The sequence below is a fragment of the Vibrio sp. T20 genome (assembly GCF_007858795.1).
Classification (GTDB): Bacteria; Pseudomonadota; Gammaproteobacteria; order Enterobacterales; family Vibrionaceae; genus Vibrio; species Vibrio satsumensis.
In genome coordinates, this window is record NZ_VFEB01000144.1 from 1 (window position 1) to 341 (window position 341).

Below are 341 nucleotides of genomic sequence, written 5' to 3' on the forward strand. Positions count from 1 at the left end.
CGCCCGCGCAAGGTGGTATCTGGCGTTGAAATCTGATTCCAGAGCCCGCGTTTACTGCTGTGCCATTGATAGTCGTTAAGCTCCAGCAGCACCATGTAAAAGGCATTGAGGAACTCATCTATAGAGGCTAACAAGTCTGCCGGAGCGGCATTTGGTGATTGCACGTACAACACAATACCTGGATGTCGGTTGAGCGGCATATTGCCAGTGCCGACCATATAGCCTAGCTGCTGCTTGGTACGAATCTCATGGAAGAAGGTGGCTGACATCAAATGGTTGGCCAATGAATACAGCGCAATATTTTTAGGTGAAATATCAGCACATTGGTAGTAAACCACGAT

At 48.4% G+C, this 341-nt stretch carries 1 protein-coding gene; it reads right to left on the minus strand.

From position 1 onward, the window contains the following. The coding region (locus FTW16_RS17720; protein WP_186728089.1) for an insulinase family protein at positions 1–341 on the minus strand (341 nt) is incomplete at both ends.